General features: G+C 69.5%; 14 protein-coding genes. 7 read left to right on the forward strand and 7 right to left on the reverse strand.

The window, feature by feature from the left end; all coding sequences use genetic code 11:
* Positions 1–17 precede the first annotated feature (17 nt).
* Complete coding sequence (locus tag OG844_RS20970; RefSeq protein WP_406392235.1) at positions 18–914, forward strand: 1-aminocyclopropane-1-carboxylate deaminase/D-cysteine desulfhydrase; 897 nt, start codon at positions 18–20, stop codon at positions 912–914.
* Between the two features lie 40 nt (positions 915–954).
* Here the strand turns inward: OG844_RS20970 and OG844_RS20975 are convergent, their stop codons facing one another.
* Positions 955–2,556 (reverse strand): Na+/H+ antiporter, encoded by a 1,602-nt coding sequence (locus OG844_RS20975; RefSeq protein ID WP_406392236.1) that lies wholly within the window; start codon positions 2,554–2,556, stop codon positions 955–957.
* Between the two features lie 35 nt (positions 2,557–2,591).
* Between OG844_RS20975 and OG844_RS20980 the strand changes: the two genes are divergently transcribed.
* The 3 genes from OG844_RS20980 (at position 2,592) to OG844_RS20990 (ending at position 4,441) form a co-directional block, all read left to right on the forward strand.
* Entirely contained in the window at positions 2,592–2,852 is a 261-nt protein-coding gene (locus OG844_RS20980; RefSeq protein WP_351167241.1) for a UBP-type zinc finger domain-containing protein, read from the forward strand.
* 231 nt (positions 2,853–3,083) lie between these two features.
* A complete protein-coding gene (locus tag OG844_RS20985) occupies positions 3,084–3,497 on the forward strand; it encodes an anti-sigma regulatory factor (protein WP_003966375.1) in 414 nt (137 codons plus the stop codon).
* A gap of 17 nt (positions 3,498–3,514) precedes the next feature.
* Positions 3,515–4,441, forward strand: a complete 927-nt coding sequence (locus tag OG844_RS20990; protein ID WP_351167255.1) for an RNA polymerase sigma factor SigF — start codon at positions 3,515–3,517, stop codon at positions 4,439–4,441.
* 133 nt (positions 4,442–4,574) lie between these two features.
* On the opposite strand, the gene OG844_RS20995 is transcribed toward OG844_RS20990, so the two are convergent.
* Complete coding sequence (locus tag OG844_RS20995; RefSeq protein ID WP_406396204.1) at positions 4,575–4,952, reverse strand: hypothetical protein; 378 nt, start codon at positions 4,950–4,952, stop codon at positions 4,575–4,577.
* A 227-nt stretch (positions 4,953–5,179) separates the two neighbouring features.
* On the opposite strand from OG844_RS20995, the gene OG844_RS21000 reads away from it, so the two are divergent.
* Together OG844_RS21000 and OG844_RS21005 are read left to right on the forward strand one after the other, a co-directional pair.
* Complete coding sequence (locus tag OG844_RS21000) at positions 5,180–6,148, forward strand: diacylglycerol/lipid kinase family protein (protein ID WP_406392238.1); 969 nt, start codon at positions 5,180–5,182, stop codon at positions 6,146–6,148.
* 320 nt (positions 6,149–6,468) lie between these two features.
* Entirely contained in the window at positions 6,469–6,726 is a 258-nt protein-coding gene (locus tag OG844_RS21005; RefSeq protein ID WP_003953983.1) for a WhiB family transcriptional regulator, read from the forward strand.
* Positions 6,727–6,899: 173 nt separating this feature from the next.
* On the opposite strand, the gene OG844_RS21010 is transcribed toward OG844_RS21005, so the two are convergent.
* Both OG844_RS21010 and OG844_RS21015 read right to left on the reverse strand, forming a co-directional pair.
* On the reverse strand, positions 6,900–8,366 hold the full coding sequence (locus OG844_RS21010; protein ID WP_406392240.1) for a sensor histidine kinase: 1,467 nt from the start codon (positions 8,364–8,366) through the stop codon (positions 6,900–6,902).
* 426 nt (positions 8,367–8,792) lie between these two features.
* Entirely contained in the window at positions 8,793–9,842 is a 1,050-nt protein-coding gene (locus OG844_RS21015; RefSeq protein ID WP_406392242.1) for an SIS domain-containing protein, read from the reverse strand.
* 184 nt (positions 9,843–10,026) lie between these two features.
* Here OG844_RS21015 and nagB point away from each other — a divergent pair, with 184 nt between their 5' ends.
* Complete coding sequence (gene nagB / locus OG844_RS21020) at positions 10,027–10,812, forward strand: glucosamine-6-phosphate deaminase (protein ID WP_406392244.1); 786 nt, start codon at positions 10,027–10,029, stop codon at positions 10,810–10,812.
* Between the two features lie 110 nt (positions 10,813–10,922).
* Here the strand turns inward: nagB and OG844_RS21025 are convergent, their stop codons facing one another.
* Genes OG844_RS21025 through OG844_RS21035 form a run of 3 tightly spaced genes read right to left on the reverse strand, consistent with a single transcriptional unit; the run spans position 10,923 to position 14,343 of the window.
* Positions 10,923–12,449, reverse strand: a complete 1,527-nt coding sequence (locus OG844_RS21025; RefSeq protein WP_406392245.1) for a glycoside hydrolase family 3 protein — start codon at positions 12,447–12,449, stop codon at positions 10,923–10,925.
* Positions 12,450–12,457: 8 nt separating this feature from the next.
* The gene (locus OG844_RS21030; protein ID WP_406392247.1) at positions 12,458–13,330 is read right to left on the reverse strand and encodes a carbohydrate ABC transporter permease; all 873 of its coding nucleotides are present in this window, start codon (positions 13,328–13,330) and stop codon (positions 12,458–12,460) included.
* On the reverse strand, positions 13,327–14,343 hold the full coding sequence (locus tag OG844_RS21035) for a carbohydrate ABC transporter permease (protein ID WP_406392248.1): 1,017 nt from the start codon (positions 14,341–14,343) through the stop codon (positions 13,327–13,329). The genes OG844_RS21030 and OG844_RS21035 overlap by 4 nt, the downstream gene beginning before the upstream one ends.
* Between the last annotated feature and the right edge of the window lie 37 nt (positions 14,344–14,380).

The following is a 14,380-nucleotide window of genomic DNA, read 5'->3' on the forward strand; positions in this document are numbered from 1 at the left end:
GGCGGCACAATGAGTGCGTGCACCACGAAGCGCTCGACCTCTCCCGGCTGCAGCCGGTTCTCCCCTCCCCCCTGCAGCCGGCCGAGGACGAGCGCTTCGCCCGTCACGGCGTGACCCTGCTCCTCAAGCGCGACGATCTGATCCACCCCGACCTGCCCGGCAACAAGTGGCGGAAACTCGCCCCCAATCTGCGGGCGGCCGCCGGACACACCGTTCTGACCTTCGGCGGGGCCTACTCCAACCACCTGCGCGCCACGGCCGCCGCCGGACGCCTGCTCGGCTTTCCCACGGTCGGGGTCGTACGCGGCGACGAACTGGCCGGCCGCCCCCTCAACCCCTCCCTCGCCCGGTGTGCGGCCGACGGCATGCGGCTGCACTTCGTGGACCGGGCGACGTACCGCTCGAAGACCGCTCCCGAGGTCCTGGACGGGCTGCTGAGCCTCTTCGGGGCGTGCACCGTCCTCCCGGAGGGCGGCAGCAACGCTCTCGCCGCACAGGGCTGCACAGCGCTCGGCCACGAGCTGCGCGGGCAGGGCGACACGGTCGCGGTGGCCTGCGGGACCGGCGGCACCCTGGCCGGACTGGCCGCCGGACTCGGTCCGGGACAGCGCGCCCTGGGCATTCCTGTGCTGCGCGGCGGCTTCCTGGAGGACGTGGTGCTGAACCTGCAGCACGAGGCGTTCGGCGGCCGGGCCGGGCAGTGGTCCCTGGACGAGCGCTTCCACTTCGGCGGCTACGCCCGTACGCCCCCGGAGCTGCACGCGTTCGCCGACGACTTCGAGGACCGCCACGGCCTGCCGGTCGAGCGGCTCTACGTGGCCAAGCTGCTGTACGCCCTTGCCGCACTGGCCGCGGAGGGCGCCTTCGCCCCGGGGTCCACGGTGACGGCCGTGATCACCGGGCGGCCGGACTGACCGGGCACGTGTACCGCCGGCGCCCCCAGGGCTTCGGCCCTCAGGTTCCGTCCGACTCCCGGTAGGCCGCCGCCTCTTCGAGGTCGAGCCGGCGCAGCAGGGCGCGCAGCATCTCGTCGTCGATCCGCCGCTCGTCCCTGAGCTGCACGAACACCTCTCGCTCGGCTCCGATCATCTCCCGCGCGAGCCGCCGGTAGGTATCGTCAGCCGATTCCCCGGTGACCGGATTGGCCGCGCCGAGCCGCTCCCACACCGCGTTGCGGCGCCGTTCCATGACGGTCCGCAGACGTTCGGTGAGCGGTTCGGGCAGCGCGTTGCGAGGATCGGACAGCAACTCCTCCAGACGCGCCTCCGCAGCCGTGGACGCCTCGCTCTGCGCCTGGGCCTCGGCCAGCGTCTCGGTCCGCACGTCACGTCCCGGGAGCTTCAGCATCCGCACGAGGAGCGGCAGGGTGAGTCCCTGGATGACCAGGGTCCCGATGACGGTCGAGAAGGTCAGGAAGAGCACCAGGTTGCGGGCCGGGAAGTCCTCCCCGTCGTGGGTGACCAGAGGGATGGAGAACGCGATGGCGAGCGAGACGACGCCCCGCATCCCCGCCCAGCTCACGATCAGCGGTGAGGACCACGGCAGGTCGGGTTCGCGTTCCCTGACGCGCCGGGAGAGCCACAGGGGCAGATAGCTCGCCGGGTAGACCCAGACGAAGCGCACCACGACCACTGCGATGAACACGGCGGCCGCGTACCAGAGGGCCTCGATGACGCCGTAGGTGCCGAGCCCCCTCAGTACGAAGGGCAGCTGCAGCCCGATGAGCGCGAAGACCGCGGACTCCAGGATGAACGCGACCATCTTCCAGACCGCAGCCTCCTGGAGCCGTGTGGCGAAGTCGACCTGCCAGGAGCGGTGTCCCAGGTAGAGCGCGACGACGACCACGGCCAGCACCCCGGAGGCGTGCACCCGCTCCGCGGCCGCGTACGCCACGAAGGGGATCAGCAGCGACAGGGTGTTCTGCAGCAGCGCCTCCTTGAGGTGCGTGCGCAGCCAGTGCAGCGGCACCATCAGGACCAGACCGACACCGACTCCGCCGACCGCCGCCAGCAGGAACTCGCCGATCCCCTCGGCCCAGGTCACGCCCTCCCCGACCGCGGCGGCGAGGGCCACCCTGAAGGCGGTGATCGCGGTGGCGTCGTTCACCAGGGACTCGCCCTGGAGGATGGTCGTGACCCGGGCGGGCAGCCCGACCCGGCGCGCGATCGCGGCGGCCGTGACGGCGTCCGGCGGGGCGACCACCGCTCCGAGCACGAGCGCGGCAGTCAGCGGCAGGTCGGGCACGACCAGGTACGCCAGCCAGCCCACCGCGACGGTGGCGAAGAGCACGTACCCCACGGAGAGGAGCGCGACCGGCCGCAGATTGGCCCGCAGATCGAGGTACGAGCTGTCGACGGCGGCCGTGTACAGCAGCGGGGGCAGCAGAAGCGGCAGCACGACGTGGGCGTCCAGCGTGTAGTCCGGTACGCCCGGCAGATACGCCGCCAGCAGTCCCACGGCCACCAACACCAACGGGGCCGGCACCGGGGTCCGCCGCGCGGCCCCCGCGACCGCCGCGCTGGCCGCTACGAGTGCCACCAGCGGCAACGCGTCCATCTCACCGTCCTCGCATCCGTCGTAACGTGGCCATCATGAGTGAGTGCCTGCATGTTCTCGAAATGCCGCGCCCCGAGCCCGCCCCGCTCAGCGAAACCTGTCTCGAGTGTCTGGCCGCGGGCAGCCATCCCGTGCAGTTGCGGCTCTGTCTCACCTGCGGCCACGTCGGCTGCTGCGACTCGTCGCCCCTGAAGCACGCCACGGCGCACTTCCAGGAGACAGGCCATCCGGTCATGCGAAGTTACGAATGCGGCGACAACTGGCGCTGGTGCTTCGAGGACGGTTCGATCGTCTGACGTCTGGGTACGTCAAACCGGCGCCGGTTCTTCGCAATTGACCACCGTAGACCCCTAGCCACTGTGCGTACTCATGGGCTTACCATGAGTGACGGTCAGGGGATGGGGGCTCGGCGACACGGCATCATGGATCGCGATAGCGTCGCCGAACCACAGAACCGACGAAGACCGCATGGCTCCGGGCACTCGTCCCGGAGCCTCGAATGAGTTTGTGCCACCTTGGAGGTGAGGGTGTCCCAGATCGCAGGCGAGCCCGGGAATCAGGACTTCGTAGAGGTCCGGCTGCCCGCTGCGGGTGCCTACCTGTCGGTGCTGCGTACGGCCACGGCCGGTCTCGCAGCGCGCTTGGACTTCACTCTCGACGAGATCGAGGATCTTCGCATCGCGGTCGACGAGGCCTGCGCGATCCTGCTCCAGCAGGCCGTGCCGGGTTCCGTCCTCAGCTGCGTCTTCCGCCTCGTCGACGACTCCCTCGAGGTGACCGTGTCGGCTCCGACCACGGACGGCCGCGCTCCCGAGCGCGACACCTTCGCCTGGACGGTGCTCTCCGCACTGGCCGGCAAGGTCGACTCCACGGTCGCCGACGACCGCACGGTCAGCATCAGCCTCTACAAACAGCGCGGCGCGGGACCCGGGCCGGCGTGAGCAACGGGGACGGTCCCGTGCGGGACGAGACGATCCGACCCGGGGTGGCGCGCCCAGCAGCCGTCCCGGAGCAACAGGCCCGGCCGCATCCGGTGGACGGTGCGGACGGGACCCAAGGCCGCACGGTCGCGGTGAAGCAGTCGCAGGCAGAGCGGGCGGGCCAGATGAGCGAGCACGGGCACCACGATCCACATGACCGCAGCGGGGCGCGGGCACTCTTCATCGAGCTGCGCGAGCTTGCCGACGGTTCGCCGGAGAAGGCGGAGCTGCGCAACCGGCTGGTGCGCATGCACCTCCCGCTCGTCGAGCACCTGGCCCGCAGATTCCGCAACCGGGGCGAGCCTCTGGACGACCTGACCCAGGTCGCGACGATCGGACTGATCAAGTCCGTGGACCGGTTCGACCCGGACCGCGGTGTCGAGTTCTCGACGTACGCGACTCCTACGGTCGTCGGCGAGATCAAACGGCACTTCCGTGACAAGGGCTGGGCGGTGCGGGTGCCCCGCCGCCTCCAGGAGCTGCGGCTGTCACTGACCACGGCAACCGCGGAGCTCTCCCAGCAGCACGGCCGCTCCCCGACGGTGCACGAGCTCGCGGAGCGCCTGGGCATCTCCGAGGAGGAGGTCCTGGAGGGCCTGGAATCGGCCAATGCCTACAGCACGCTCTCACTGGACGTCCCGGACACGGACGACGAGTCCCCCGCTGTCGCGGACACGCTCGGCTCGGAGGACGAGGCACTGGAGGGCGTCGAGTACCGGGAGTCGCTCAAGCCGCTGCTCGAGGACCTCCCGCCACGAGAGAAGCGGATTCTCCTACTCCGCTTCTTCGGCAACATGACCCAGTCGCAGATCGCCCAGGAGGTCGGCATCTCCCAGATGCACGTCTCCCGGCTACTGGCGCGCACGCTCGCACAGCTGCGCGAGCGACTGCTCGTCGAGGAGTAGGCAGAAGCAGGCCCCGGGGCGTCGAATGCCCCGGGGGCGTATGGGGACTCGGGGCGTCGAATGCCCCGGGGGCGTATGGGGACTCGGCCCCCGGGGTCGTACGGGGCTCAAACCGCGGGTGCCGTCCGGAGGCTCAGGCCTCGGGGGTCGTCCGCGGCCCCCGGATGCCCAGCGCCCGAGTGGTCGCCGGGTTGAGCAGCAGCACGAGCGCCGTCACGGCGACGGCGGCGAGGGCGATCCCGGCCGGGATCAGGGCGCCCTGCGCACGCAGCAGCGTCCAGGCGACCGGCAGCGCCATGAGCTGGGTGATGAGCGCGGGGCCGCGGCTCCAGCTGCGCCGCAGCAGCAGCCCGCGGGCGGCGAACAGGGGGATCAACCCGAGTGCCAGCAGCGTGAGTCCGCCCATCTCGGCCTGCTGGGGGCTCTCGGGCCGTCCGAGCAGCCCCATGACCAGCATGTAGATCCCGCCGATGGCGAGCGCCGCCCCTTCCAGGGCGCTGAGTGCGGCCACGACGGCGATCCGGCCCTGCCTCTCCGGGCCGTCCGAGGGCGACGAGGAGGGCGCGTTCTGCTGAGTACTCACGTCGTTCAGGTTGGCATCCCGGCCCGCCGAACGCGAAGCCGGGGTCGAGCCGGAGCGGAGCCGGACCCTGGGGCATCATTACTTTCCGTTACGGGCGGCGGACCGAGCGGATCAGGACTTCAGGCCGGTACCGCGCGGTAGGTACTCTGGCGGGCATGCGCGCACTTCTCGTGGTCAACCCAGCTGCCACCACTACCAGTGCGCGGACGCGTGATGTCCTCATCCACGCCCTCGCGAGCGAGATGAAACTGGAGGCCGTGACCACGGAGTACCGCGGCCACGCCCGGGACCTGGGACGACGGGCTGCCGACTCCGACGACATCGACCTCGTGGTCGCCCTCGGCGGTGACGGCACGGTGAACGAGGTCGTGAACGGCCTGCTGCACAAGGGGCCCGATGTGGACAGCCTGCCGGCCCTCGCCGTGGTTCCGGGCGGCTCCACCAACGTGTTCGCACGCGCCCTGGGCATTCCCAACGACGCCGTGGAAGCGACCGGCGCCATCCTGGACGCCCTCGCCGACCGCAGCGAACGCACGGTGGGTCTCGGCCTGGCGGCCGGCACCCCGGGTACGGCGGACGAAGCCGTTCCGGAACGCTGGTTCACTTTCTGTGCCGGACTCGGATTCGACGCGGGCGTCCTCGGCCGGGTCGAACAGAAGCGCGAGCGCGGCAAGCGTTCGACCCATCCGCTGTACGTGCGCCAGGTGATCCGGCAGTTCCTCGAGGAACCGCACCGGCGCAAGGGCCTGATCACCCTGGACGTACCCGGCCGGGACCCGGTCACGGAGCTCGCGCTGTCCATAATCTGCAACACCGCTCCCTGGACCTACCTGGGGAATCGTCCGATGTACGCCGCTCCGAAGGCATCCTTCGACACCGGCCTGGACATCCTCGGCCTGAAGCGCCTCACCACGCCCGCGGTGGCGAGGTACGCCACCCAGCTGCTCACTTCGAGCCCCGAGAAGGGCCCACACGGCAAGCACGCAGTCTCCCTCCATGACCTCACCGACTTCACCTTGCATTCAAAGGCTCCACTGCCCTTCCAGATGGACGGTGACCACCTGGGACTGCGTACGAGCGTGACGTTCACAGGCGTACGCCGTGCACTGCGTGTGATTGTGTGAGTGGAAGGGCTCAAAGTCCTTTAACTCGAACGTTTGGGCTGGCCCCCACCCCTTAGAAGTACGGCTGTGACCTAGTCGACACCGAGGAATCAAAAAAAACTTTCCAGAAGGGGTTGTATCCGTCGCCGAGGTTTGCGAATCTCTACATGGCGATCGGGACGGCCCGCAACATCGGCCTCCACTGAGAGCCAGAACCCCTCCTCACCACAACAGGACCACAACCAGTTCATCTGGGAGTCGGATCTTCGTCTGCGGGGGGATTCGTGAAAGCGTTCACATTCACAAGCATCCGCATGTAATACCAAGGAGAGGTAGCAGCCATGGACTGGCGTCACAACGCCGTTTGTCGTGAGGAAGACCCGGAGCTGTTCTTCCCCATCGGCAACACCGGTCCTGCGCTGCTGCAGATCGAGGAAGCCAAGGCCGTCTGCCGTCGCTGCCCCGTCATGGAGCAGTGCCTGCAGTGGGCGCTCGAGTCCGGCCAGGACTCCGGCGTCTGGGGTGGCCTCAGCGAGGACGAGCGCCGCGCAATGAAGCGCCGCGCCGCTCGCAACCGGGCGCGTAACGCCAGCGCCTGACCGACGCCCCCCGCACGACGAGCCTCAGCCAGGCGGCGCGTACAGAGCGTACGCACAGCCCCGCCTTCGAGTCGCAGCGCGCAGTACCCCCGAAGCGCATCGCACCGTGAGTACTACGCAGTGGGCCCGGACCGTTACCACGGTCCGGGCCCACTGCTCTGTGCGGTGCCGCTCTATTTGTCGTTGGTGACCGGGATGTCGAGGACGACCTGCGTGCCGCGCCCGGGCGCCGGGACCATGCCGAAGGTGCCGCCCAACTCGCCCTCCACCAGCGTTCGCACGATCTGCAGACCAAGATTGCCGGCCCGCTGGGGGTCGAATCCCTCGGGCAGGCCGCACCCGTCGTCCGTCACCGTGATCAGCAGCCGCCCCTCGGAGGGTGAGCCGCCCCGTACCGCGGACACCTCCACCGTGCCGGACTCGGCCAGGGTGAAGGCGTGCTCCAGTGCGTTCTGCAGCACCTCGGTGAGCACCATCGAGAGCGGAGTGGCCACTTCCGCATCGAGAACGCCGAAGCGGCCCGTGCGGCGGCAGGTGACCTTGCCGGGCGAGATCTCGGAGACCATCGCAATGACCCGGTCGGCGATCTCGTCGAACTCGACCCGCTCGTCCAGATTCTGGGACAGCGTCTCATGCACGATCGCGATCGAACCGACGCGTCGTACCGCCTCGTTGAGTGCCTCGCGGCCCTGTTCGGAGTCCATGCGGCGGGCCTGAAGACGCAACAGGGCGGCCACCGTCTGGAGGTTGTTCTTCACCCGGTGGTGGATCTCCCGGATGGTGGCGTCCTTGGTGATCAACTCCCGCTCACGACGCCGCAGTTCCGTGACGTCACGGAGCAGGACCAGTGAACCGATGCGGACACCCTTGGGCTTGAGCGGAATCGCTCGCAGCTGGATCACGCCGCCTTCGCCCTCGACCTCGAACTCCCTGGGCGCGTACCCGCTCGCCACCTTGACCAGGGCCTCGTCGACCGGCCCGCGCGAGGGTGCGAGCTCGGCCGTCGTCGCTCCGAGGTGGTGGCCGACCAGGTCGGAGGCGAGGCCGAGACGGTGGTAGGCGGAGAGGCCGTTGGGGCTGGCGTACTGGACGACGCCGTCGGCATCGAGCCTGATCAGCCCGTCGCCCACGCGCGGCGAAGCATCCATGTCGACCTGCTGACCCGGGAACGGGAAGGACCCGGCGGCGATCATCTGGGCCAGGTCGGAGGCGGACTGGAGGTAGGTGAGTTCCAGTCGGGACGGCGTACGCACGGTGAGCAGGTTCGTATTGCGGGCGATGACCCCGAGGACCCGGCCCTCACGGCGTACGGGGATCGACTCGACCCGCACGGGAACCTCCTCGCGCCACTCCGGGTCGCCCTCGCGCACGATCCGCCCCTCGTCCAGGGCCGCGTCCAGCAGGGGTCGGCGGCCCCGCGGCACCAGATGGCCGACCATGTCGTCCTGGTAGGAGGTGGGGCCGGTGTTGGGCCGCATCTGTGCCACGGACACATAGCGGGTCCCGTCGCGGGTCGGCACCCACAGGACGAGGTCGGCGAAGGACAGATCGGAGAGCAGCTGCCACTCCGAGACCAGCAGATGGAGCCACTCGAGGTCGGTGTCACTCAGGGCTGTGTGCTGGCGGACAAGGTCGTTCATGGAGGGCACAGGGCGAGAGTACCTGTGGATACCGACAGGTTCCGAACCGATCCGCCCGCCGATGCGTGACACTGGGCAGTGCGGTCGTGCACGGAAAATGTCCGTACCCACGGATGGACAGGGACTATTGGTCTAGTCCACAATGCACCAGGAATGTACATGGTGGAATAAGAGCATCATGTACAAGACAGACCTCCGCTCTCCCCGCACAGGAGAGCGGATCGAGGCACCCGGCGCTCTCTGCCCTGACTGCGCCGGTGTCTCCATTGGCCGGAGGCACCGCACACCGCCGGCCAGGTAGCTCCGGGCTGCGGTGCCGGACGGGCTGAGGGTCCCGTCCCGGCGCCGCGGCCCGCGGGTGTCTCCGGGGCCCGACGGACCGGCCTCCGGACCGCCGGGGAACGGCCCAGGATCCACCCCCGGGCGTCAGCTCGTCTCGGTGACCTTGGCAAGGGCGCGCGGCGCGTCCGGATCCTGCCCCCGGGCGATGGTCACCTCGTACGCCAGCATCTGCAGCGGCAGGATCTCCAGAACCGGCTGCAGTTCCTCCGCCACCCCCGCCGTCGGCAGCGCGAAGCCCGCCGACGCCGCCTCCACCTGCGCCTGGGGGCCGACGACGAAGAGGTCGGCGCCCCGGCCGCGGAGCCGGTCCAGGACGGGCTGCAGGGCCTTTCCGCCCCGGCCGTCCGTGACCACGGCGATCACCGGGGAGATGTTGTCGACCATGGCCAGCGGACCGTGCAGCAGATCCGCGCCCGAGTAGGACAGCGCGGGGATGTAGCTGGTCTCCATCAGCTTGAGGGCGGCCTCCTTGGCCGTGGGATAGCCGTAACCGCGCGAGGTGATGACCATGCGCTCGGCGAAGCGGTAGCGCGAGGCCAGCGCCGCCACCTCCGCCCTGCGGCCCAGGATCTCGTCGGCCAGGTCCGGCAGCACCCCGGCCGCGGCCGCCCCGTCGCCACCGCCCAGGGCCTCCACGAAGAGGTACAGCGCCAGCAGGGAGGCGGTGTAGGTCTTCGTGGCGGGCAGGGCCCGCTCCGGGCCCGCCAGGATGTCGATGTGGTGCTCGGAGACCGCGGCCAGCCCCGAGTCCGGATTGTTCGTGACCGCGAGGGTGACCGCACCGGCCTCCCTCGCGGCCTTCGTGGAGGCGACCAGGTCCGGCGAGCCCCCCGACTGGCTGATGATGATCACCAGGACGTCCGTCAGATCCGGCTTCGCGCCGTACGCCGTCGTGGTGGACATCGAGGCGAGCCCGCACGGCAGGCCGAGCCGGATCTCCAGGAGGTACTTCGCGTAGAGCGCCGCGTTGTCCGACGTACCGCGCGCGGTAAGCAGGACGAAGCGCGGCTTCCTCGCCGCGATCTCGGCCGCCACGGCGCCGATCGGACCGGCCCCCCGACGGAGGATGCGCCTGAGCACCTCGGGCTGCTCGGCCATCTCTGCGGACATGATCACACCCGGACGATCGGACATGACGGTACCTCCCGGTCGGTGCTGGCTCGCACGAGTCGAACACGACAAACCGGACCTCCGCCAGCGGGGCGACGCAGGGCTCTCCGTGTGCGGACAGTTCGCCTCCGGACTACCCGTTTCTGCTAGATTGGGGTTCGATTGGTCTATACCACATGACGCCACTCTCCAGATCGGCAGGCACAGCGTGGAAGTTGTCATCGTCCCGGACGCCACGGCAGGCGGCGAACTCATCGCGGGGGCCATCGGCGCCCTGCTGCGCCGCAAGCCCGACGCCCTGCTCGGCGTTGCCACCGGCTCGACCCCGCTGCCCATCTACCAGGCCCTGGCGGCCAAGGTCCGCTCCGGCGCGGTGGACGCCTCGCGCGCCCGCATCTGCCAGCTCGACGAGTACGTGGGGCTGCCTGTCGGCCACCCCGAGTCCTACCGTTCCGTGGTGCTGCGCGAGGTCGTCGAACCGCTCGGCCTGTCCGAGGCCTCCTTCATGGGCCCGGACGGCTCCGCCGAGGACGTCCAGGCCGCCTGCGAGGCGTACGACAAGGCGCTCGCCGAGGCCGGCGGAGTCGACCTCCAGCTGCTCGGCATCGGCACCGACGGGCACATCGGCTTCAACGAGCCGTGCTCCTCGCTCGCCTCCCGTACCCGGATCAAGACCCTGACCGAGCAGACCCGCGTCGACAACGCACGCTTCTTCGACAACGACATCGAACAGGTGCCGCGCCACGTCATCACCCAGGGCATCGGCACGATCCTGGAGTCCCGCCACCCCATCCTCCTGGCCACGGGCGAGGGCAAGGCCGATGCGGTGGCCCAGACCGTGGAGGGGCCGGTCGCCTCGATCGTGCCGGCGTCCTCGCTGCAGCTGCATCCGCGCGCCACGGTGGTCGTCGACGAGGCGGCGGCGTCGAAGCTGAAGCTCGCCGACTACTTCCGGGCCACCTATGCGGCGAAGCCCGCATGGCAGGGGATCTGAGACACCCCGACGGGAGAGGGCCGGACACCCAGTGGGTGTCCGGCCCTCTCCCGTTCCGATATGGCGTGCCCTCGGCCGACGGACGCTCCGCCCGTCGGCCGGGCCCGCACTCACACGTCCCGGACGCCCGTGATCGCCTCGGCTGCCGCGATCCCGCACACCCGCGCCGCCCCGTGGGTGGCGATGTGAAGTGCCCCTCTCGGCGGTGCCTTCGGCAGGCCCATCTCGACCACGATGGTGTCGGGACGCGCCGCCACCAGGGCGTCGAGCGCCTCCCCCATCCAGGCATGGCGGTGCGCGTCACGGACGACAGCGACGATGCGCCGATCCCCCGCCGCCTTGAGCACCTGGTCCGTGGCCGCCTGCGTCCCGTCGCCGTACGTGTCCGTCCCGGTGCCGGGCACCGACCGGGCCAGCTCCTCCGCGACGCCCCACGGGGTCTCGTCGCCGACCGCGATGTTGGCGACCGGGGTGAACGCGGCAACGTACCCGGGCCCGGTCAGCGGTCCGGCGCTGCCGGTGACCTTCACGGCACGGCGGGCCGCGACGAGCCCGATGCCGCTGTCGGCTCCGGGCGCGGTCCCCTCCTGCATGTCCGCGCCCGGCTCCGAGGCAGCCCCCCTGGCCCTCTGCGTCCAGGACGCGAGGGCCCGTACCCGTACGGCGGCGTCGGCCAGCCGCTCCTCGGGGAGTTCACCGCTCCGTACCGCCGCCACCAAGGCGTCGCGCAGCCGCAGCACGGTCTCCTCGTCCGCCAGCCCGCCTCCGACACAGATGGCGTCGGCGCCGGCGGCGATGGCGAGGACGGAGCCGCGCTCGATGCCGTACGTACCGGCGATGGCGTCCATCTCCATGCCGTCGGTGACGATCAGCCCGTCATAACCCAGCTCCTGGCGCAGCAGACCCGTGAGGATCTGGGGGCTCAGCGTCGCCGGGCGGTTCGGGTCGAGCGCGGGAAGCAGGATATGTGCACTCATCACTGATTTGGAACCCGCCGCGATGGCCGCCCGGAAAGGCACCAGCTCACGGGCGTGCAACGTGTCCAGATCCACATCGATGCGGGGCATCGCGTGGTGCGAGTCGACCGCCGTGTCGCCGTGTCCGGGGAAGTGCTTGGTGCAGGCGGCCACGCCGGCGGCCTGGAGGCCCTCGACGTACGCCGCGGTGTGCCGGGCGACCAGGGCGGTGTCGGCGCCGAAGGACCGGACACCGATGACCGGATTGCCGGGATTGGAGTTGACGTCCGCGGACGGCGCCCAGTTGAGGTTGACGCCGCACTCGGCCAGCCGGCGGCCGAGCTCCCGGGCCACCGCCCGGGTCAGGTCGATGTCGTCGACGAAGCCGAGGGCGTTGTTGCCGGGGAACGAGGAGCCGTTGCGGACCTCCAGGCGGGTGACGTCGCCGCCCTCCTCGTCGATCGCGACGAGGACGTCGTCCCGCTCGGCCCGCAGCTGCGCCGTGAGCGCGGCAAGCTGTTCGGGGGATTCGATGTTCCGGCCGAACAGGCCGACGGAGGCGAGGCCTTCGCCGACCCTTCGCCGCAGCCAGTCGGGGGCGGTGGTGCCCGTGAACCCGGGCTGCAGCACGGCGAGGGCGTCGCGCGTGACGGTGTCCGTAATGGATACGAGGGTGGTCATCGCGCGCGTTATCCCTTCACTGCGCCGGACGTGAGCCCCGTGGCCATCTTCCCCTGAATGATCATGAAGAAGATGACCACCGGGATGGAGATGAGCGTGGAGGCAGCCATCAGCGCGCCGTAGTCCGTGCCCCGTTCGGTGGTGAAGGTCATCAGCCACACGTTGAGCGTGTACTTGGAGTTGTCGTTGATCAGGATGTACGCGAAGAGGTACTCGTTCCACGCGTTGACCAGCGCGAAGATGGACGCGGCCGCGAGCCCCGGGGCCAGCAGCGGGAAGATGACCCGGCGGAAGGCCCCCATGCGGGTGCAGCCGTCCACCATCGCCGACTCCTCGAGCTCCACCGGGATGTTGATCACGAAGCCGCGGATCATGATGGTCGCGAAGGGCAGCGTGGACACCAGGTAGACGACGATGAGTCCCCAGTACTCGTCGATACCGCCCAGCGCGTTGAGCTGGAGGTAGATCGGGATCAGCATCGCGGTCGGCGGCAGCATCTGGACCAGGATCATGATCATCATCAGCGCCTTCCGCCCGAAGAAGCGGAAGCGTCCGATGGCGAGCGCGGCGAGCGTCGCGATGATCATGCCACCGAGCACGGCGGTGACCGAGACGATCAGGCTCGACTGGATCGCGGTGGCGAAGTTGTCCTGCTTCACCGCGCGCGCGAAGTTGTCGAAGGTGAGGGAGGAGGGCCACAGGGTCTGGTCGTACGACCTGATCTCGTGGTTGGGGCGCAGGGAGCTGACGATCAGCCAGTAGACCGGGAAGGCCATGAGGCCGGCTGTGACCAGCGCCAGGACGTTGTAGCCGAGGCGGTTCTTCTTGCGGTCGGGCCGCAGAACCTGGGCAGGAGCGTTCGAGGGTGCGGAGGTGCTCATTCGACCTCTCCCGTCTTGATCAGCTGGCGCAGGTAGTACACGGCGACACCGGAGAGCATCAGGACGGTGATCAGAGCGATCGCACTGCCCTGGCTGAAGGAGGTGGACTCGAACGCCTTGGAGAAGGAGTAGAGGCCGAGGGTCTCGTAGTCCGGCTCCGGCTTGTTGCCGCGCAGCAGCCAGATCTGGCCGAAGACGTTGAAGTCCCAGATGACCGACAGGGTGGCGACCATCGTGAAGACCGGCCTGATGACCGGCCACGTCACGAAGCGGTAGACACCGAACGCGGAGGCCCCGTCGAGGGCTGCCGCCTCCTCCAGTTCCTTGGGGACCTGGGTGAGGGCCGCGTACATCGTGATGACGACGAACGGGATGGCGCCCCAGACGACCAGCAGCGTGATGATGCCGAAGCCCTGCCAGGGATCGAGGAACCAGTTGTGGCCGAGCCATCTGTCCTCGTCGCCGGTGAGGTCGGCGAGCAGTGTGTTGATGAGGCCGTAGTCGGAGTCGGCGAGCCAGCGGAAGACGGACGCGGCGACCATCAGCGGCATGGACCAGGCGGCGATCAGTGCCACCGTCAGGACGAGCCGCACCCAGGTGGACAGGCGCAGCATCATCAGGGCGATCAGCAGACCGATGCCCATGGTCAGGACGACACAGATGGTCATGAAGACGACGGTCCGGCCGGTGACCGACCAGAACTCGGGGTCCCCGAGGATGTTGGTGAACTGCTCGAAGCCGACCCACGGCGTCTCGCCGTTGCCCCACAGAGCCGCGCGCCCCAGGTCCTGGAAGGACATGATCACGGTCTTGATCAGCGGGTAGACGTAGACGGCGGCGATCGCCAGGATCGCCGGCAGGATCAGGAAGTACGGGAGGAGCTCGCCCTTCTTGCGCCGCTTCTTCGGGTGCGGCCCGGCAGCATCCTGCTTGGAGGGTGAGGTCCCGATCTCCTCCGGGGCACTCGGTACGGATACCGGTGGACCGGCGGCCTGGGTGTCGGCAGCAGTCACGTGGCTGACCTTCCATCGGGATTCCGGGGGTGCGCAC

This window comes from Streptomyces sp. NBC_00887 (assembly GCF_045207585.1).